Source organism: Streptomyces sp. NPDC001903 (assembly GCF_042891345.1).
In the GTDB taxonomy this organism is placed as follows: Bacteria; Actinomycetota; Actinomycetes; order Streptomycetales; family Streptomycetaceae; genus Streptomyces.
In genome coordinates this window covers 418,300-437,114 of the sequence record NZ_JBIASZ010000003.1, presented here as the reverse complement: position 1 = coordinate 437,114, position 18,815 = coordinate 418,300, and the positions used below count along the sequence as shown (strand labels likewise).

At 73.2% G+C, this 18,815-nt stretch carries 17 protein-coding genes; 5 read left to right on the top strand and 12 right to left on the bottom strand.

What is annotated here, in order from left to right:
- Window positions 1-5: 5 nt before the first annotated feature.
- The 3 genes from ACFYZS_RS08710 to ACFYZS_RS08700 form a co-directional block, all read right to left on the bottom strand.
- Window positions 6-1,286 carry a pyroglutamyl peptidase gene (locus tag ACFYZS_RS08710; RefSeq protein ID WP_389008332.1) on the bottom strand — a complete coding sequence of 427 codons (1,281 nt, stop codon included), beginning with the start codon at window positions 1,284-1,286 and terminating at the stop codon, window positions 6-8.
- 78 nt (window positions 1,287-1,364) lie between these two features.
- Window positions 1,365-2,267, bottom strand: a complete 903-nt coding sequence (locus ACFYZS_RS08705) for a serine/threonine-protein kinase (RefSeq protein ID WP_389008329.1) — start codon at window positions 2,265-2,267, stop codon at window positions 1,365-1,367.
- On the bottom strand, window positions 2,264-4,132 hold the full coding sequence (locus ACFYZS_RS08700) for an ABC transporter ATP-binding protein (protein ID WP_389008326.1): 1,869 nt from the start codon (window positions 4,130-4,132) through the stop codon (window positions 2,264-2,266). The genes ACFYZS_RS08705 and ACFYZS_RS08700 overlap by 4 nt, the downstream gene beginning before the upstream one ends.
- A 409-nt stretch (window positions 4,133-4,541) precedes the next feature.
- On the opposite strand from ACFYZS_RS08700, the gene ACFYZS_RS08695 reads away from it, so the two are divergent.
- Window positions 4,542-4,778, top strand: a complete 237-nt coding sequence (locus ACFYZS_RS08695; RefSeq protein WP_389008322.1) for a chaplin — start codon at window positions 4,542-4,544, stop codon at window positions 4,776-4,778.
- Between the two features lie 87 nt (window positions 4,779-4,865).
- Here ACFYZS_RS08695 and ACFYZS_RS08690 read toward each other — a convergent pair whose 3' ends face one another.
- Window positions 4,866-6,122, bottom strand: a complete 1,257-nt coding sequence (locus tag ACFYZS_RS08690) for an MFS transporter (protein ID WP_389008319.1) — start codon at window positions 6,120-6,122, stop codon at window positions 4,866-4,868.
- Window positions 6,119-7,492 carry a GH1 family beta-glucosidase gene (locus ACFYZS_RS08685; protein ID WP_389008316.1) on the bottom strand — a complete coding sequence of 458 codons (1,374 nt, stop codon included), beginning with the start codon at window positions 7,490-7,492 and terminating at the stop codon, window positions 6,119-6,121. The genes ACFYZS_RS08690 and ACFYZS_RS08685 overlap by 4 nt, the downstream gene beginning before the upstream one ends.
- A 171-nt stretch (window positions 7,493-7,663) precedes the next feature.
- Between ACFYZS_RS08685 and polX the strand changes: the two genes are divergently transcribed.
- Complete coding sequence (gene polX / locus ACFYZS_RS08680) at window positions 7,664-9,388, top strand: DNA polymerase/3'-5' exonuclease PolX (protein ID WP_389008311.1); 1,725 nt, start codon at window positions 7,664-7,666, stop codon at window positions 9,386-9,388.
- Window positions 9,389-9,404: 16 nt separating this feature from the next.
- Here the strand turns inward: polX and ACFYZS_RS08675 are convergent, their stop codons facing one another.
- Entirely contained in the window at window positions 9,405-10,898 is a 1,494-nt protein-coding gene (locus ACFYZS_RS08675) for a monooxygenase (protein WP_389008308.1), read from the bottom strand.
- 75 nt (window positions 10,899-10,973) lie between these two features.
- Here ACFYZS_RS08675 and ACFYZS_RS08670 point away from each other — a divergent pair, with 75 nt between their 5' ends.
- Window positions 10,974-11,678 carry a TetR/AcrR family transcriptional regulator gene (locus ACFYZS_RS08670; protein ID WP_389008305.1) on the top strand — a complete coding sequence of 235 codons (705 nt, stop codon included), beginning with the start codon at window positions 10,974-10,976 and terminating at the stop codon, window positions 11,676-11,678.
- Between the two features lie 59 nt (window positions 11,679-11,737).
- Here ACFYZS_RS08670 and ACFYZS_RS08665 read toward each other — a convergent pair whose 3' ends face one another.
- From ACFYZS_RS08665 to ACFYZS_RS08645, 5 genes are all read right to left on the bottom strand, one after another.
- Window positions 11,738-11,965, bottom strand: a complete 228-nt coding sequence (locus tag ACFYZS_RS08665; RefSeq protein ID WP_389008303.1) for a hypothetical protein — start codon at window positions 11,963-11,965, stop codon at window positions 11,738-11,740.
- The gene (locus ACFYZS_RS08660; RefSeq protein ID WP_389008300.1) at window positions 11,962-12,378 is read right to left on the bottom strand and encodes a hypothetical protein; all 417 of its coding nucleotides are present in this window, start codon (window positions 12,376-12,378) and stop codon (window positions 11,962-11,964) included. Before ACFYZS_RS08660 ends, ACFYZS_RS08665 begins: the two co-directional genes overlap by 4 nt.
- Before the next feature lie 115 nt (window positions 12,379-12,493).
- Complete coding sequence (locus tag ACFYZS_RS08655; protein ID WP_389008297.1) at window positions 12,494-13,939, bottom strand: sensor histidine kinase; 1,446 nt, start codon at window positions 13,937-13,939, stop codon at window positions 12,494-12,496.
- Window positions 13,936-14,673, bottom strand: a complete 738-nt coding sequence (locus ACFYZS_RS08650; RefSeq protein ID WP_389008294.1) for a response regulator transcription factor — start codon at window positions 14,671-14,673, stop codon at window positions 13,936-13,938. Before ACFYZS_RS08650 ends, ACFYZS_RS08655 begins: the two co-directional genes overlap by 4 nt.
- 48 nt (window positions 14,674-14,721) lie before the next feature.
- Window positions 14,722-15,618, bottom strand: a complete 897-nt coding sequence (locus tag ACFYZS_RS08645) for a DNA-binding protein (RefSeq protein WP_389008291.1) — start codon at window positions 15,616-15,618, stop codon at window positions 14,722-14,724.
- A gap of 114 nt (window positions 15,619-15,732) precedes the next feature.
- On the opposite strand from ACFYZS_RS08645, the gene ACFYZS_RS08640 reads away from it, so the two are divergent.
- Entirely contained in the window at window positions 15,733-16,617 is an 885-nt protein-coding gene (locus tag ACFYZS_RS08640) for a 5,10-methylenetetrahydrofolate reductase (protein WP_389008288.1), read from the top strand.
- Between the two features lie 139 nt (window positions 16,618-16,756).
- Window positions 16,757-17,560 carry an NPP1 family protein gene (locus ACFYZS_RS08635; protein ID WP_389008285.1) on the top strand — a complete coding sequence of 268 codons (804 nt, stop codon included), beginning with the start codon at window positions 16,757-16,759 and terminating at the stop codon, window positions 17,558-17,560.
- 417 nt (window positions 17,561-17,977) lie between these two features.
- On the opposite strand, the gene ACFYZS_RS08630 is transcribed toward ACFYZS_RS08635, so the two are convergent.
- Entirely contained in the window at window positions 17,978-18,709 is a 732-nt protein-coding gene (locus ACFYZS_RS08630; protein ID WP_030861024.1) for a hypothetical protein, read from the bottom strand.
- Window positions 18,710-18,815 lie beyond the last annotated feature (106 nt).

Genomic DNA, 18,815 nt, shown 5'->3' with positions numbered 1-18,815 from the left:
AGGGTTCAGGGGCGGGTGGCGGTGTGTTCCAGGATGGTGCGGACCTCCGTGGTGATCGCGGTCTCGTTCCGCTCGAACTCGGGGCCGGTGAGCAGGCTCGGGTCCGCCGGGAGGCCGGTGAGGACCGGGGTGTGCAGGTGGCCGCCGGGCAGCTGCGGGGCGAGTTCGCCGCGCAGGCGGTTGGAGCGGTAGGCCACCTCGTTGGACAGGTAGCCGCCCCCGCCGCCCTCCACCGCCCGCGAACCGGGCGTCGGGCCGTCCTCGCGGTCCACCGGCTCGGTGGCCCCCGCCGGGATCTCGGTGACGGCCGTGTTCAGCAGCACCGGGTACGGGTTCTGCACGGAGCCGGTCGCGGCCTCGGTCGGGAGCGTGGTCCGGATGAACTCCGCCCCCGGACCGAGACCGGGAGCGGTCACCGGGTGCTCGCGGGTGCCGCCGGAGAGGGAGCCGGTGTTGTCGGGGTACGGATCCGCAGACCGGGAGCGGCCCGCCCAGGCCTCCAGGGTGAAGATGCCGGGGTAGCCCTGGCTGATCGTGGTGATGACGTCCGCCGCGCCGGGGCCGCCCGCCAGGCGCGGGGCGAAGGCCCGCTCCACGATGCCGGCGTCGAAGTCGGCGTACCGCACGGGCAGGACGACGGCCCGGATCTCGGCGCGGCTGCCGTCGGCGAGGGTGACGCGGCGCCCGTTGAGCTGGAGGGCGGCGGAACCGGAGGGGTTGGCGCGGCGCAGCTCGGCGTCGAGCCCGAAGGGGTCGAAGCCGCTGATGAAGACGCGCCGTACGCCCGCCGGGGTCTGGAAGGCGTTGTCGGCGAGACCGCGGGAGGCGTCCTCGAAGCGGGTGCGCAGCGCGGCGCGGTCCACGGCGAATCCCGGCTCCCAGCGGGCGAGCGCGGTGGTCATGGCCAGTCGGGTCCAGTACAGCGGGCGGTCGTCCCCGGCCGGGAGGTCGCCGCCGGGCCGCTGCCCCTGGGCGCGGCGCACGGCGGACTGCCAGAGCGCCTCGCCCCAGCCGTCGAGCAGCCGCCCGGCCTCGGCGGGGTCGCGGACGGTGCACAGGGCGGCGGGGAAGCGCCGTACGAAGTCACCGAACCCGGCGCGCTCGACGAGTGCGGTGGTCCGCGCGTCCGCGAGCCGGGCCTGCTCGGCGTCGAGGGGCGCGGAGGGCCTCGTACGGCAGGCGGAGGCGGCGGAGGCTTCGTCCGCGTGTGCGGGCGCGGTGGCGGTCAGGGGGAGGACGGTGGCGAGAAGGACCGCGAGCGAGGCGGTGCGCCGTAAGAACATCATGCTATGTGACATTACACAGCAGGAGTCACGCCCCACCAGACGCTCTTCCCTCGCTCTGGCCGGTTCCCGTCACCCGCCTCAGGGGGTGTCGCGGCGCCGCCGGCGCAGGGTCGCGTCGAGCGCGGCGGACAGCTCGGGAACCGACGGCCTGTCCGCCGGATCGGCGCGCAGGCAGCCGTCGATGGCGGCCGCCAGGGCCGCGGGCAGGCGGCGGCGCCCGGAGACGGGCGGGGCCGGCTCTTCGAGCTGCGGGTACCAGTCCGCGGTTCCGGTGTCCGCGGGCCCGGAGAGAGTCCCGTCGAGGGTCCCGTCCGCGGTCTCGCCGATGTCGAACGGGACGTCCCCCGTGGCGAGTTCGTACAAGGTGATGCCGATGCCCCAGACGTCGGCCGCCGCCGACAGGGCTCCGCCGCGCGCCTGTTCCGGGGACATGTAGCCGAACGTGCCCACGCCCGCGGGGGCGATGCCGGGCGCGTGGGCGACGCTGAGGTCGAGCACCTTCGCGCGACCGCACTCCACCACGACGTTGGCCGGCTTCAGGTCCAGGTGCAGCAGGCCCTGACCGTGCAGGTAGTGCGCCGCGGAGCACAACTGCCCGCCCAGGACGGCCACGTCTTCGGCGGCCGCCCGCCGGGGCAGCCGGTCGATGAGGTGGGACAGCGTCTCGCCCGCCAGCGTTTCGAGCACGACGAGCGGCTCGGGGGACTCGAAGGTCTCGTACGCCCGGACCAGGTGCGGATGCGTGAAGCGCCGCAGCCAGCGGCCCTCGCGGACCAGCCGTTCGGCCAGCCGCGCCTCCCCGCGGCGGTCGGGGCGCAGCACCTTCACGACGCACCGGCAGTCCCGCTCCTCGCTCCAGGCGTCGTAGAGGTCGAGCCAGCCGGTCCGGGCCAGGTGTGCCAGGAGCTCGTACCCGGGCGCGGGCCTCGCCCCCGGCGCGAGGGGCGGGCCCGCGGCGCGAGCGGTGGTCGCGAGGCTCATGACAGGACCTTCAGCGGGGAGGCGGAATCGGGACCGGCGCCGGGCACGCCGCCGTTCGTCCGGTGCAGACGGGCGTAGGCCCCGCCCCGTACGAGCAGTTCCTCGTGCGTGCCGCACTCCACGACCCGGCCCCCGTCCAGCACCACCGTGGTCGTGGCGTCGCGGACGGTCAGCAGGTTGTGCGAGATCACGACCGTGGTCCGCCCGGCCATCAGCCGGCGCAGCGGCTCCATGATCCGGCGGGCCGACTCGGAGTCCAGGCCGGTGGTCGGTTCGTCCAGGAGCAGTACGGGTGCGTCCCTGACCATCGCGCGGGCGATCGCCAGGCGCTGGGCCTGGCCGCCCGACAGCGTCCGGCCCCGCTGGCCGACGACGGTGTCGTAGCCCTCGGGGAGGAGCCGGATGAACCCGTCGGCGTCGGCCGCGCGGGCCGCCGCGACGACGTCCGCCTCCGTCGCGCCGGGCCGCCCGTACGCGATGTTCTCCCGTACCGTGCCGTGGAAGACGAGCGTCTCCTGCAGCACCACCGCGACGTTCTCCCGCAGTTCGGACAGGCGCAGCTCCCGCAGATCGCTGCCGTCGAGCAGGACCGCCCCCTCGTCCGGGTCGTAGAAGCGCAGTTGCAGCTTCCCGACCGTGGACTTGCCGGCGCCGCTCGCCCCGACCAGCGCCAGCGTCGTACCGGGCCGCACGCTGAACGACACCTGGTGCAGGGCCCATCGCGCCGTGCCCGGATAGCGGAACGAGACGCCGCGGAACTCGACATTGCCCCGGGCGCGCCCGATCCTCCGGGCACGGGCGGCTTCGACCTCGGCGACCTGGGGGTGCTGGTCGAGCAGCTCGATGATCCGCTCGGCCGACGCGGACGCCGCGTAGAAGGTGGTCGTGAGCTGGGACAGGTCGCGGATCGGGCTGTAGAGCCGGCCCAGCAGGGCGACGAAGACGAGCAGGCCGCCCAGGGTGAGCTGCCCCTGCGCCAGCTTCCACGTACCGAGGCCCATCACGGCCAGCGCGCCGGTCAGTTCGATGACCTCGACGATCGGGCCGTACACGGAGCGGATGCGGGCCGAGACCATCGCGGCGCGGAAGCGGCCCACGCTCTCGCGCTCGAAGCGGCCCTCCTCCGTCCCCTGCCGGTTGTAGGCCTGCACGAGCGCGATGTTGCCGAGGGACTCCTCGGCTATCGCGCTGATCGAGCCGCTGCGCCGCCGGCGTTCGCGCGAGGCGGCCTTGATCAGGCGGGAGAAGCGCCGCGCCGCGCCCCAGAAGAGCGGCACGATCACGAGCGCGAGCAGGGTCAGGTCCCAGCTCAGGTAGAAGAGGAGGCCGAGGAAGACGCCCAACTGGACCACGTAGTAGAGGGCGTTGGCCACACCGGAGAGGAGGAACGTCTCGATCGCGTCGACGTCGCCGGTGATGCGTGACAGTACGTCACCCAGCCGCCGCCGCTCGAAGAACCCGAGGGAGAGCCCCTGGACGTGCCGGTAGACGTCCGACCGCAGGGCCAGCAGAAAGCGCTCGCCGACCCACGTGGACAGCACGTCGTCGGCGAACGCGAGAACGCCCGAGGCGAGGACCAGCCCCAGGTAGGCGAGGGCGATCCACAGGAACGGGCGCAGATCGCGGGGAACGAGGACCTCGTCCACCACGACCTTGAAGAGCCAGATCTCGGCCGCGTCGAGCAGCGGGCCGATCACGCTGAAGAGCAGGATCGGGACGAACCAGCGCCTGCCGCCCCGGGTGTAGGGCCAGAACCGGCGGAACGCCTCGCGCGGTGTGACGGGCGGCGCGGCGGCGACGACCGCGTCGGGGTCTTCCGCCACCGACAACAGCCGCCGCAGGGCATGCCGCGCGACCCGTCCCATGGTGCTTACCAGTTGTTCCCATGGTGGCCGTGGTGGCCGTTGTTGTTGGTGCAGTGACGGCGACGGTGGCGGCGCCTCCCGGTGGTGTCGTTATGTCCCGAGGTCATGTCCCTCTTTCCGCGGCGGCGGTGCTTCGCGGGAACGAGGTGAGTGAAGATCGCCATGAGTTTTCCTCCATGAGCTGTCTCATCGGAGAGGCTTCCACAGGGGCATACGCTCCAGAGGGCTCGGGAGATTGCCCTTTCCGGAAAAATTCACCTTCCACGCATTTCCGGAAGCCCGCGGGAGCGTCGTGCGAACGGCGGCGGCGCCCCGCGGACGGGGCCCACGACCGGGTGAATCGGACGGGTTCGGGCCGGACTGGTATGGGATGGCCCACGCACATCACTCATTGCGATGGGAGACCCACATGAAGATCCGCACCCTGGTCGCCGGAGCCGCTCTGGTCGTCGGTGCGACGCTGGGCGGCATCGGCAGCGCCTCCGCCGACGCCGGGGCCGAGGGCTACGCCATCGGCTCGCCGGGCATCCTCTCGGGCAACGTGGTCCAGATCCCGATCCACCTCCAGCTCAACGCCTGCGGCAACAGCATCAACCTCATCGGCCTGCTGAACCCGGCCGCCGGCAACGTCTGCGTCAACTCCTGATCCACCGTGCCCGCGGTGTCACCGGTCCGTCCGGCGGCATCGCGGGCACGCTTGGTCCCACGGCGCGTCCCGCCACCCCTCCAGGGCCTACGGGACCCCGCGGATACGCCGGACCAGCACCGATCCCGCCAGCGCCAGGGCGCCCGCGAGCGCGTACAGCGCCGTGTACCCGCCGAAGTGGGTGACCACCGGCGCGGCGATCACCGGAGCCAGCACCTGCGGCAGCGCGTTGGCGATGTTGATGACGCCGAGGTCCCGGCCCCGGTCCTGCGCCGTCGGCAGCACGTCCGTCAGCAGGGCGAAGTCCACCGACGTGTAGACGCCGAAGCCGACCCCGAGGACCAGCGAGGCGACGACCGCCCCGGTCCAGGTCTGCCAGACGGCGAGCAGCAGGGTGGCCACCGTGATGACCAGTCCCGACCCGATCACGTAGACCTTCCGGCGGCCCGTGCGGTCCGAGCGGACGCCGGCGACCACCACCGTGGCCAGCAGGGTGAGCGCGTTGAGCGCCGTCAGGACCAGGACGCCGGTGTCGGCGTCGTCCTCGTAGTGCACGGCGTCGGTCAGGTAGTACAGCAGGTACATGGTGCTGACGGAGTACGACAGGTTCATCAGGAAGCGCGTCAACCAGGCCCAGCCGAAGTCGGGATGGCGGCGCGGGTCGATCCAGAAGCCCGTGAGGAAGGTCCGCCACCGGAACGCGGGCCGGGCGTCGGGCCGCAGCCGGGTGTCGCGCCGCATCACCACGTACGGGACGGCCGCGAGCACCGAGAACGCCGCGCACGCGAGGTACCCGGCGCCGATGCCGCCCGCGGCCGTGGCCAGCGCCGTGCCGGCCAGGATGCCGCCGACCTGCGAGACCCCTAGCCAGCCGCCGACCAGCCCGCGCTGACGCGGCGGGACCTGGTCGGGCACGGCGGCGGTCAGCGCGGCGAAGGCCGCGTTGAGGGCCAGTTGGACCAGGCACCAGCCCGCGATCACCACGGCGACGCTCGAGGCCCGCGCGAGGACGAGCAGCCCGGCCGCCCCGCCCAGGACCCCCGCCACCACCCAGGGGATCCGCCGGCCCACCAAAGCCGTCGTACGGTCCGACAGGGCCCCGAAGACCGGGTTCGCGACCATCGACACGGCCGCCCCCACCCCCGTCACCAGGGCCAGCGTGGCCGCCTTGTGATCCGGGGCGAGCTGCTGCGCCTGGCGGGCCAGGAGCAGTTGGAGCGGGCCGAACCAGCCGACCCAGACCCCGAGGTTGGCGAGGGAGAGCGCGCCCACCCACCGCCCGCCGACCGGGCCCGCGGGATCGGCGGGACCGACGGCCTTCGCGGCCGTCCCCCCGACGGTCATCTGCCGCCCTTGATCACGTCGCGGTACCAGGCGTACGAATCCTTTGGGGTCCGCTCCAGCGTCCCGTAGTCCACGTGGACCAGCCCGAACCGCTGCCGGTACCCCTCCGCCCACTCGAAGTTGTCGAGGATCGACCAGATGAAGTAGCCGCGGACGTCGACCCCCTGCGCCATCGCCCGGTGCAGGGCGGCCAAATGGCCCGCATGGTACGAGATCCGGCGGGCGTCGGCGATCCGCCCGGTGGCGGGATCGGGGGCGTCCGCGTACGAACAGCCGTTCTCGGTGATGTACAGCGGCGGCAGCCGGTCGCCGTAGCGCTCGCGCAGGGAGACGAGCAGTTCGCGCAGCCCGTCCGGGACCACCGGCCAGCCGAAGTCGGTGTGTTCGTACCCCTCGACCTGCCGGAGCGAGAACGGGAGGTCCGCGGGTATCTCGATGCCGCCGAACTCGCCTGGGGCGGCCGTCGGTTGCGGGGCGCCGACGAGCATCGGGTTGTAGTAGTTGATGCCGTACCAGTCCAGCGGGGCCGAGATCGCCTTCAGGTCATCGGCCACCGGTCCGGGCAGCAGCGAGGCCAGGCCCTCGTCCGGATAGGCGCCGGTCAGGATCGGGTCGGCGAAGAGCCGGTTCGTGAGCAGGTCGTACAGCTCGGCCGCGCCGCGGTCCTCCGCGCTCCGGCTCGCCGGCCACACCGGGCTGTGCGAGGCGGCGATGCCGATCCGCCGGGCGCCCGCGGCCCGCAGGGCCTGGACGCCCAGGCCGTGGGCCAGCAACTGGTGGTGCGCCGCGGGCAGGGCGTCGAAGACGAGCCCCTTGCCGGGGGCGTGCTCCCCGATGCCGTACCCCAGGAGGGTCACCTCGGCGGGCTCGTTGATGGTGATCCACATCGGGACGCGGTCGGCGAGCCGCTGCGCGACCACCGAGGCGTACTCCGCGAACCGCTCGGCGGTGTCCCGGCTGAGCCAGCCGCCCTTCTCCTCCAGGGCGAGCGGGGTGTCCCAGTGGAACAGGGTCGGCACCGGGGCGATGCCGGCCGTGCACAGAGCGTCGACCAGGCGGTCGTAGAAGTCCAGCCCCTTGCGGTTGACCTCCCCGCCGCCCTCCGGCAGGACCCGGGACCAGGACACCGAGAACCGGTAGGCGCCCACGCCGAGTCCGGCCATCAGGGCCACGTCCTCGCGGTAGCGGCGGTAGTGGTCGGTGGCCACGTCGGCGTGCGAGCCGTCCTTGATGCGCCCGGGCTCCTTGGTGAAGGCGTCCCAGGAGGAGGGGCCCCGGCCGTCGGCGGTGGGCGAGCCCTCGATCTGGAACGCCGAGGCGGAGACGCCCCAGAGGAAATCGGCGGGGAACGCGGGTACGGACGCAGTCATACGGGCTCACTTCGGTCGAGGCGGGCGAGGGCGCTGACGGCACACTGTTGGCCCGCGGCGCCCGCCCTGTCAATGGAAAGTGAACAATCCTCAACTTCTCTCCCCGGGCGGCGCCCGGGCCCGGCCCCCGTACGCCGAGCCGGGCCCCGGTGCGCGAGGCACCCTGGAGGCATGGCCAGGGCCAACGAGAAGGTCGCGGCACTGCTGCAGGAGTACGCCGACCTGATCTCGATCAGCGGCGGCGACTCCTTCAAGGCGCGCGCGTACGAGAAGGCCGCCCGCGCCATCGGCGGCCACCCGGGCGATGTCGCCCGGCTGGACGTCAAGGGACTGCGCGAGATCCCGAACGTGGGCAGGTCGATCGCCGAGAAGGTCGTCGAGTACCTGGCCACCGGGCACGTCCCGGACATCGAGGCGCGCCGGGCCGCCGTCCCGGCCGGGGTGCGGGCACTGACCGAGATCCCCGGGCTCGGACCCCGCAAGGCCCTCGTCCTGTACGAGGAGCTGGGCGTCTCCTCCGTCGAACAGCTGGAGGAGGCCATCCGCGAGGAGCGGCTGCGCGACCTGAAGGGCTTCGGCGAGCAGACCGAGCAGAACATCCTGCACGGCATCTCCGTGCTCCGGAACGCCGACGGCCGGATCCTGCTCGGCGCCGCGATGGACATCGCCGAGCAGATCGTCGCCGAGATGGAGCGGATCCCCGGGTGCGTACGGTGCACGTACGCGGGCTCGCTGCGCCGGATGCGCGAGACCATCGGCGACGTCGACATCCTGGTCGCGGCCGAGGAGTCCGCGCCCTTCATGACGGCCCTCGCCGAGCTCCCGCTCGTGGCCGACGTCATCGCGCACGGCGCGAAGAAGACCTCCGTCCGCACCGCCGCCGGCCTCCAGGTCGACCTGCGCGTCCTGCCGCCCGCCTCCTCGGGAGCCGGACTGCAGTACTTCACGGGATCCAAGGCGCACAACATCCGCACCCGCGCCCTGGCCGTGCGCCAAGGGCTCAAGCTCTCCGAGTACGGGCTCTTCGACGCGGAGAGCGGCAAGAGCCTCGCCTCGGAGACGGAGGAGGAGGTCTACGCCCGGCTCGGCCTGCCCTGGATCCCGCCGACGCTGCGCGAGGACCGCGGAGAGGTCGCGGCAGGGCTGCGGGGCGAACTGCCCGCCCTGGTGACGGAGGACGACATCCGGGGCGACCTGCACACCCACACCGATCTCACCGACGGCCTCGCCTCCCTGGAGGACATGGTGGCCACCGCCGCGGCGCGCGGCTACGCCTACTACGCGGTCACCGACCACGCTCCGGACCTCGCCATGCAGCGCATGACCGAGGAGAAGATCCTGGCCCAGCGCGAGCAGTTGCGGGCGCTCGACCGCACGGTGCGCGGAATGCGGCTGCTGCACGGGACCGAACTCAACATCGGCCCGGACGGCGGCGTCGACTGGCCCGGGGAGTTCCTCGCCGGCTTCGACCTGTGCGTGGCCTCCGTGCACTCCCACTTCGGCCAGAGCCGGGCCGCCATGACCCGGCGCTTCATCCGGGCCTGCGAGAACCCGTACGTCTCCGTCATCGGGCACCCCACCACCCGGCGGATCGGCCGGCGGCCGGGCGTGGACGCCGATTTCGACGCCGTCTTCGAAGCCTGCGCGCGGACCGGCACCGCCCTGGAGATCAACGCGCATCCGGAGCGGCTGGACCTGGGCGACGAGGACGTCCTGCGGGCGAAACGCCACGGGGTGAAGTTCGCGGTGGACTCGGACGCGCACGCCACCACGCACCTGCCGTACCTGCGCTACGGGGTGGGGACCGCGCAGCGCGGCTGGCTGACGAAGGACGACGTCATCAACGCCTGGCCGTGGACCCGGCTGCGCCGGTTCCTGGAAGGCAAGCGGGCCTGACCTCCCTCGACCTCCTTCAGGGCTTGCCGGTCCAGGCGGCGAGCGCCTCGTACCGCTCGGCGCGGCGGGCCGCGGCGAGGGCGGTCCGGGTGGCCCAGGCGATGTGCCCGTCGGGACGGACGAGGACCTCGGCCACCCCCTCGAGGCCGGCGTGGCCGGTGGCCCGGGAGGTGACCGCCGTGACCCGGTCGGCCCGCCCCTCCCCGGCGTCGAAGCCCTGCTCCTGCGCGAGGTTCAGCAGGACGAAGCGGCCCTCGTGGAGCAGCTCGTACACCCGCGAAGCGGCGGAGCCGGCGATGCTCAGCTCGATGTCCGGCATCCGCGCGCCCACCAGCGGATCGGCGCCGGGGGCGGTGGCCGGATAGCCGACGCCGAGCGCCGAGACCCGCCCGGCGAGGCGGCGGTTGACCTCCTCGATGCCGAGCAGTTCGTCGAACAGCCTGCGCAGGGCGGTGGCGGGCCGCCGGTACGAGGGGACGAGCGTCAGCTCCGCCAGCAGGGTCTGCACCTCGGTGTTCTCGGTGACCGACGCCCCCACCGGGTGCCGCTCCCCGTGGTAGGTGTCGAGCAGCCCGGGCGGCGCCCACCCGCGGATCTCGGCGGCCAGCTTCCAGCCGAGGTTCATCGCGTCCTGGAGCCCGGTGTTGAGCCCCTGGCCGGCCGCGGGGAAGTGGAGGTGCGCCGCGTCCCCGGCGAGCAGTACGCGGCCGGACCGGTAGCGTTCGGCGAGCCGGGTGGCGTTGCCGAACCGGGACAGCCAGCGGGGCCGGTCCACCCCGCAGTCGCTCCCGCAGATCCGGATCAGGGACTCGCGGAACTCCTCCATGGTGACGGGCTCGCCGGCCGGCGTCCGCATCCGCTCCGGGTCGATGAGGACGAACCGGGTCAGGCCGCCCTCCAGCGGGACGGCCAGTGCGCCCGCGGCCCGGAGCAGCCCGAGGCTTCGGGGGTCGGCCACCTCGAAGTCGCCGAGGACGCCGGTCAGCGTCACGTCCGTTCCCGGGAAGGCGATGCCTGCCTCCTTCCGCACGATGCTGCGCCCGCCGTCGCAGCCGGCCGCGTACGAGGCGCGTAGGGTCTCGACCCCGCCGCGACCGCGTACGTCGACCTCCACGCCGTCCGGGTCCTGGCGCAGCCCGGTGGTCTCGCGCCCGCGGTGGATCTCCACGCCGAGCTCACGCGCCCGCTCCTCCAGCAGGGCCTCCGTACGGGCCTGGGCCAGGAACAGGGTGTACCCGTGGCGGCTGTCCAGGGCTGCGAAGTCCAGCGGGGTGTCGAGGCCGGCGAAGTGCCAGCCGGGAACGGTCCGGCCGAGGGCGAGGAACCGGTCGGCCAGCCCGCGCTGGTCCATCAGCTCGACGCTGCGCGGGTGCAGGGTCAGCGCCCGCGAATCGGGCTGCGGAGCCTCCCGCCGCTCCACGATCCGCGTCCGTACGCCGGCCAGTGCGAGCTCGCAGGCGAGCATCAGGCCGGTCGGCCCGGCGCCCACGACGATCACATCGGTGTCCATCGGCTGCCTCTTCCCGGGATCTCCCCTATTTAGTGAACATCGTTCACGTGAACGATGTTCACTATAGTGGGGTGCATGAGCTCACCGTCAACCCCGCCCGCCGCCGACGCCGCCCGCCCGCCGGCCCGGGGCAGGCCCCCGCGGCTGGACCAGGCCCGTACCGTCGAGGCCGCCCTGGTGCTGCTGGACGCATCCGGACTCGACGCGCTCACCATGCGGCGGCTGGCCGACGCGGTCGGAGTCCAGGCGGGCGCGCTCTACCGGCACTTCGCCACCAAGCAGGACCTGCTCACCGCGATGGCCGAACGGATGCTGGCGGACTGCTCCACCCCGCCGCGGGACCCCGACTGGAGCGGACGCCTGACCGCGCTGGCCCGTCGCCTGCGTACCGCGCTCCTCGCCCATCGCGACGGGGCACGGGTCTACGCCGGAACGCACTCGACCGGCGCGAACACCCTCGGCTTCGCCGAGACCCTCATCGGGGTCCTGAGGGAGGCGGGTTTCGGCCCGCAGGAGGCCGCGCGCACCGCGCTGACCGTCGTCCACTACACCGTCGGCCACACCCTGGAGGAGCAGGCCGCCCTCCAGGGTGCAGACCAGGGGCCCGCGGACCCCGAGCGGCTCCGGGAGGCGGTGGCGGGGGCGGGCCTGCCGCACCTCACCGCGGCCCTGCCGGTACTGACCAGCACCGATTTCACGGCCCAGTTCGAGTTCGGCCTCGGGCTCCTGCTCCAGGGGCTGCGCGCCCTGCACCGGGACGGGTCCGGGCCGGGGGCCTGAAAACGGATCCGGCCCGCCCCCGTGGAGGGGGCGGGCCGGGTGTGCGCGGGGCGGGTGGGTCAGTTGTTCTGCGTGGCGTCCGAATCGGCCTGGGCGGCCGCGCTCTCCGCGTCGTCCAGCTTCTGCTGCATGTCCTTGACCGTGGCCTCGTCGGAGCCGCTCACGGACCGGGCGCCGCCGGGCTCGGCGCTCGCGCCGGGCGTGCAGCCCGTGAGCAGCAGAACCGTTGCGGTCGCCAGGGTGGCGAGCGCCGCGGCGGCGCGGCGGGGCACGGCCGCCCGGGTCACTTGGACTCCTCCGACGCGCACCAGGTGCTGACGGCCTTCAGGTCGTCCTGGCGCTTCTGCAGGGTGGGCAGCAGGTTCTTGCGGAAGGTGAGCCGGTCGTTCAGGTAGGCCTGCACCTCGGTGTGCCCGGCGGCCTGGGCCTTGGCGACGCGCTGCTCCAGCCGCGCGACGGAGCCGAGGACGGCGGGATCGCCCTTGAGCCGGGTGATGGCGGCGCTCACGCGGGTCTCCGTCTTGGGCAGGCGCCTGCAGATCGCCTTCGCGCCGTCGCCCTTCGGCGCGGACTTGGCCGTCTTCGGCGCGGTGGGGGCCGGGCTTGCCGAGTCGGCCTGCGCGGGGGCGGCGGAGATCAGGGCGCCGGCCAGCGCGAGGGCGCCGATCGCGGCGGCGGCGGTCCTACGGTTCGGGAGCATGGCTGTTTCCCCTTCGGTGCGAACGGGCCGGCTCACGGGCGGCCGGCCGATCAGGACGGTAGGGGGCGTCTTTGTGGAAACTTTGTGAGTCCGCGGGGGCGGCCGGCCGGCGCCCTCAGTCGCCCCGGGAGATCCAGTCGCGCCGCTTCGGCAGCCGCAGGGTCGGGGCGTCCGCCGCGGACAGCGGCAGGCGCACCTCGAAGCGGGTGCCCGTGCCGCGGGGCGGCGTCCCGATGGCGACGGATCCCCGGTGCAGTGCGGCCTGCTGGGCCACCAGCGTCAGCCCGAGCCCGGAGCCGGGGCTGCCGGGGCGGTGGTGGAAGCGCCGGAAGACGGCCTCCCGTTCGCCGGGCGGGATGCCGGGCCCCGCGTCGTCCACGGTGAGCACCGCGTACCCGCCCTCCGCGCGCAGCCGTACCGCGATCCTGGCCGGTTCCTCCGGCAGCCGGCCGTGCACCACCGCGTTGCCCAGCAGGTTCGCCAGCAGGATGGTCAGCCCGGCGTCCCACCCGAACACCCGTAGATCTGACGGGAGTTCCACGTCGAGACGCGCCTCGGGATGGCGGCGGGCGCTCTCCGCGACCACGGTGTCCACCAGCTCGGACAGGTCCAGCGAAGCGAAGGCGGACACCTCCACCAGATCGCCCCGGGCGAGCATCCGCAGGGCCGTCAGCAGGTCCAGCAGCCGGGCGTGGTCGCGCTGGAGGTCCCGTACGATCTCGGTCCGTTCGGCGGGGGAGAGGTCGGGGTGGGCGGCCAGCACGTCCAGGTCGGTCCGCATGCTCATCAGCGGGGTGCGCAGCTCGTGCGAGGCGGCGGAGGAGAAGGAGCGGGCGGTGTCCAGGGCCTGCGCCGTGCGGGCGGCCTGCTCCTCGTAGCGGGCCAGCAACTGGCCGATGGCGGAGGAGAGTTCGTCCACCTCGGCGATGTTCGCGGGTGCGCTGGCGAAGGCGGCCGCGCCCGCGCCCGGGTCGAGGGCGGCGGCCCGGCGGCTCAGCCTGCGGACGGAGGCGGTGGCGCGTCCGGCCAGCGCGTACGCGAGCAGCCCGGAGACCGGCGCCGCCAGCAGGGCCACCAGCAGGACCCGGCGGCGTACGGCGACGACCTGCGGGTCGGCGGCCGAGACCGGGGTGAACAGCCACAGCGTGCCCGGTGCGGAACCTGCCACCGGGACGGTCAGCACCCGCCAGGCGCGGCCCTTGGCCCGGATGGTGACCGGACCGTCCGGGGTCTGCTCGGGCAGCCGCACCGGGTCGGCGGGCTGCGGTCCGCCCTGGAGGACGACGGATCCGTCCGCGGTACGGACGCGGATGCCGGCGTCGAGCACGTCGCCGAGCACCTTGCGGTGCTGGTTCTGCTCCACCTTCGGCTTCCCGTTGCGGTCGGCCGTGAGCAGCGTCTTGACGTCCGGGAGGACGGCCGAGGCCCGGTCCTGGAGCCGGGTGTCCTGCTGCTGGTGCAGATCGCGGCTGACCAGTCCGAGCACCAGCAGGCCCGCGGCGAGCACCAGCAGGGGCACCACCACCGTCACCGACAGGGCGATGCGGGTGGCGAGTTTCACGACCCGCCCTCCCGGGCCCCGGGGACGCGCAGGACGAACCCGACGCCCCGGACGGTGTGGATCAGGCGCGGGCGCCCGCCCTCCTCCAGCTTGCGGCGCAGATAGCTGACGAAGGTGTCGACGGCGTCGCTGCGGACCTCGAAGTCGTAGCCCCACACCCGGTCCAGCAGCTGGTCCCGGGTGAGGACGATCCCGGCGTTGCGCACCAGCTGGAGGAGGAGCTCGAACTCGCGCCGCGTCAGGTGGAGTTCGGCCTCCTCGTGGTGCACCTGGCGGCGGGCCTCGTCGATCACGAGGGGGCCCGCGCGCAGGACGTCGGAGGCGGGGTCGGGGGCCGGCCGGCGGCGCAGGAGGGCGTGCAGGCGCAGGACCAGCTCCTCCAGGGCGAAGGGCTTGACAAGGTAGTCGTCGGCCCCGGCCTGCAGTCCGGCGATCCGGTCCGCGACCTCGTCGAGGGCCGACAGCATCAGGACGGGAGTCTCGTCTCCGCGGGAGCGCAGGACGCGGCAGACCTCCGTGCCGGTCAGGCCGGGCATCGACACGTCCAGTACGAGGACGTCCGGGGCCCGGTCGGCGAGCAGGGCGAGTGCGCCGGGGCCGTCCTCGGCGAGCAGTACGGTGAAGCCGCTCAGCCGCAGCCCGCGCTCCAGGGAGCGGCGGATGGCGGCGTCGTCGTCCGCCACCAGGACGCGTCCGGTGGACGTACTGCCGGTTGCTCGGCCGATGCCGGTCACACTGCCCTCCTCGCGCACGGCCCCGTCGCGGAGGCATGGGCGACCCTCTCACGGCCGCCGGACCGCCCGGAAGGCGGGGTGCGCAGGGGGGCCGGCCTCCTTGTGGAGGGCCGCGGCGAGGTGCCCGCTCGTATCGCGCAGGGCGCGGGGGACGCGGGGGCCGTGCCCGAGGGTGCGGGCCGTGCGCGCCAGGGCGTTCAGGGCGCGGACGGAGCCGATGTCCGGGACGGAGTCGACCAGGCCGGACAGCAGGGCGTCCGTCTCGCGCCAGGCGCCGGCCCGGGCGAGCACGGAGGCCAGCTCGGTGGAGAAGAGCGACCGGTAGGCGGGCGCGTCACCCGCCGCCGTCGCCTCGTGGAGCAGGGCCGCGGCCCCGTCCAGGTCCCCGAGGTCGGCGAGGGCGAGCCCGTGGTGACCGTCGAGTTCCGGCCGGTCGAACCACCAGCTCCAGGACGGATCGCGGTCGCAAGGCCCGTCCGCGAGGAGTTCCCGGGCCGTGGCCAGGGAGCGCAGCGCCCGGCGGTCCTGCCGGAGCCGGGCGCGGGCGCGTGCTTCCCGTACGTGGAAGATGGCCGCCACCCGCGCCGGGAGGTCCCGGCCGGCCAGGACGGACGAGGAGATGCGCAGCGACTCGGCGGGCCGCCCGAGGTGCTCTTCCTGCAGGGCCAGCACGGACAGGACGAGCAGCTCGAGCGAGCGGGCCTCCTCGGGGAGGGTGCGGGCCAGGGCGAGCGCGCGGCGGCTGAGCCGCCGCGAGATCCCGTGCTGCTCGGCGTCGAAGAGGATCCAGGCGGCGACCTGCAAGAGCTCCATGAGCGCGGGCCGCCCGGCCGCGCGGGCCCCGGCGGACGCCACGGCGCGCAGGGCCGCCGGGGCGGCGCGGCGCGCCCCCGCCGTACGGTCCGTTTCGAGGAGCTCCGCGGTCAGTGCGGCGACGTGTTCCATGGGCCAAGCCTGCGGCCTTTCCGGAGGCGGCGAACGGTGATATTTCCGCACCCGGCATGATGGTGGCCGAGAAGCCGCCCGTGCGGCACCACCCGCCACCCCAGGAGGAGCGGCATGTCCGCCCGGCCCACGCCGTATCCCGAACGCCCCGCGCAGGCCCCGGTCATCGGGGGCGGCCTCGCGGAGCTCCTGCGCAGGGTCCGCTACGAGGTCCTGCCGGCGAAGGCCACCGAGGACAAGGTCCTGGCGCACGTCCCGGCCGACGTGCCGGTCACCGTGACCGCCTCCCCCGCCAAGGGCATCGGTCCGACCCTGGACCTCGCCACCCGCCTCGCGGGGCACGGCTACCGGGTCGTCCCGCACCTGCCGGCGCGGCAGATCGTCGACGCCGACCACCTCGCGGACATCGTGGACCGGCTGGTGGCCGCGGGCATCGAGGACGTCTTCGTACCGGCGGGCGACGCCGACCCGCCGGCCGGGGTGTACGACGCGGCCCTGCCCGTGCTGCGCGGGCTCGGCGAGCTGGGCAGCCCCTTCGCGCACGTCGGCATCACCGGGTACCCGGAGAGCCATCCCCTCATCTCCGACGAGGTGACCGTGCGGGCGATGTCGGACAAGCAGCCGCACGCGACGTACATCGTCAGCAACCTCTGCTTCGACCCGGCGACCCTGCGGCAGTGGGTCGGGCGGGTACGGAGCCGGCAGATCGTGCTGCCCCTGCACGTCGGGATAGCCGGTCCCGTCGAGCGCGCGAAGCTGCTGTCCATGGCGACGAAGATCGGCGTGGGGGAGTCGGCCAAGTTCCTGACCCGGCACCCCTCGTGGTTCCTGCGCTTCGCGGCGCCCGGCGGCTACTCCCCGCAGCGGCTGCTGCGCCGCGCCGCCCCCGCGCTCGGCGCGCCCGAGGCGGCGGTGGCCGGTCTGCACCTGTTCACGTTCAACCAGATCGCCGAGACGGAGCGCTGGCGGCGCTCGATGCTGGAGCGCACCGGCGGCTGAGGGGGAGGGACGTACATCTGGAATTCGCCTGACTCGACCCGGACTTGAACGCTGCCCCGCTAGCGTTCCCCTCGATGCCCGGATCGACATGTACAGGTCAGGAGATGATGTGCGCAGCCTGCTGTCACGGACGAGGACGATGAACGAAGGGGCCGCGACCGAGCCCGCCCGCCCGGGGCGGCGGTGGGCGGGACTGCGCCGGACCGCGACCACCGCGGGGCTCGGGGCCGCGGCACTCGTGATGGCCCTTCCGGCCGTCGCCGTCGCGGACGTGATACCGGCCCTGCCGCAGAACGCGGACGGCCTCGAACAGACCTTCTCGCCCGCCTTCGACTACGACGGGGACGGCTGCTACGCCACCGCCGCCATCAGCGGCAGCGGCGTGCTCAATCCCGGTCTCAAGCCGGGCGGAGCGGTGAACGGCCACTGCCGGGACCTCGTACAGCTGCAGAACTCCAACACGTACTCCCGCGCGAAGTGCAACAACGGCTGGTGCGCCGTCATGTACGCGGGCTACTTCGAGAAGGACCAGGCCACGCTCGGCCCCGCGGCCATCGGGCACCGGCACGACTTCGAGCACGTGGTGGTCTGGATCAAGGACAACACGGTCCAGTACGTGTCGACTTCGCAGCACAGCGGCTGGAAGTGGTACCCGCGCTCGCAGGTCCGCTTCGACGGGACCCACGCCAAGGTCGTCTACCACAAGGACGGCGTCTCGACGCACTTCTACCGCCTGGCCAACGGCAACGACGAGCCCGCCGAGAACCACACCGGCAACTGGTTCTACCCGCGCCTGGTCGGTTGGAACGGCTACCCGGCGGGCCTGCGCGACAAGCTCATGAACGCCGATTTCGGCTCGGCCACGATCAAGATCTCCGACAGCCGCTTCAACGACGCCCTGAACGCCTCGAAGCCCCCGATCCCCTTCGACCCCTACGCGTAACGCCCGCTACCCACCCGCCGGAACGTGACGGAGCCCGGGAGCATATCCAGCTCCCGGGCTCCAGCTTGCCACCCATTTGCGCACACCGGCGGCGTTTAAGAGTCGCGGATCATTCTGAGATCGACGTGTTCTGCCTTTGAACTACCGCGCCACGAGAGAGGCGCAGAGGGGACTTGAACCCCCATCCGTCGATGATCGTCCGCGCTCGGTCGATCCGGCGTTCGGCGGCGAATGCTGAGACTGGAGCGAGAATCTGAGTTTCACGGGGCCGCCTCTTCCGGCTTGGGCCACCCCGGCACGTGTGCCGGGGGAGGGATTCGAACCCCCAACTGACACCCCTTGGTCAGCTTCAACATCAGTTTCAGCTTTGCGCGCTGTGCGCGCACCCCCTCGCTCGCACAAGGGGCGATCTTGAGGCTACCGGAACAGGTAGCCGAACACCGCGTCCCCGACGCGCTGGTCGGTGACCTCGGTGCCGTTGGCCTCCTCGCGGGCGAACTTGACCGCCTGCTGGAGCCTTTCGACCCGGTCGAGGAGCTCGTTGACCCGGCGGGCGGGCAGCGCGCCGGAGAACTTCACGGTCGTCCAGTAACCGACCGGCACGTCCTCGTAGTACACCTCGACCTGCGCCGGGTGCTTCTCCGTGGCCTCGGCCTTCACGTGGTTGCGGGGCACCTTCTTGGTGCGGATCGTGCGGACCGGGTCGGTCTTCCACGCGTCCGTGGACGGGTCGAGGTTCCAGGCCTCGGACGCGTCCAGCACCGGGAGCTTGCGTACGAACGTGTGCAGGTCGGTGAGCTGCTTCTCGAGGAACAGCAGGTACGGGACCGGCACTTGGGGCAGCAGGACCGTTCCGTCGACGACGACGTCCGCGGCCGCCGTGCGGTTCGCCCAGTCCTTCGTCGCCGTCACGTCGAACAGTCGCGTCAGCGTCCCCGCCGTCGCGCGCAGCACGTCCTCCGCCTTGATCTGCACCCGCGTGGACTCGGGCGGCAGCTGCTCGCCCTCCTCGTCCTTGGGCTGGTACGTCCGCGAGATGCCGGCGAGCAACGCGGGCTTCTGGACGTCCTGATGGGCTTGGGTGAGTTCCTGGAGAGACTTGGACTTGACGCCCTTCTCCACTGCGATGATCTGATTCAACTTCGGCACACGAGGAACGTAACAGCACAACAGTCCACCGCACACCTGGGTTTCGGTGCAGCGCGCCCGCCCCGGCAACGCACGCGGCCCGCCCCGCCGCCCGGGAGCGGGCGGT